Genomic DNA, 264 nt, shown 5'->3' with positions numbered 1-264 from the left:
GGGATTCGAACCCCTGCGCGGTTTGACCCGCCTGTCGGTTTTCAAGACCGATCCCTTCAGCCGGACTTGGGTATTCCTCCGAATAATGAAAAGTGGTGGACCTTGTAGGACTCGAACCTACGACCGGACGGTTATGAGCCGTCTGCTCTAACCAGCTGAGCTAAAGGTCCAGCATCGTTTAGTGAAATGGTAGCGGCGGAGGGGATCGAACCCCCGACCTCACGGGTATGAACCGTACGCTCTAGCCAGCTGAGCTACACCGCC

General features: G+C 56.8%; 2 tRNA genes. Both read right to left on the bottom strand.

Going from position 1 to position 264, the window contains the following annotated elements:
• Positions 1-93 precede the first annotated feature (93 nt).
• Positions 94-170 (bottom strand) — tRNA-Ile (locus tag BK139_RS23540).
• A 17-nt stretch (positions 171-187) separates the two neighbouring features.
• Positions 188-264, bottom strand: a tRNA-Met gene (locus tag BK139_RS23535).

It is taken from the genome of Paenibacillus sp. FSL R5-0490, from assembly GCF_001956215.1.
Classification (GTDB): Bacteria; Bacillota; Bacilli; order Bacillales; family Cytobacillaceae; genus Cytobacillus.
This window is presented reverse-complemented; position numbering and strand designations above follow the sequence as displayed.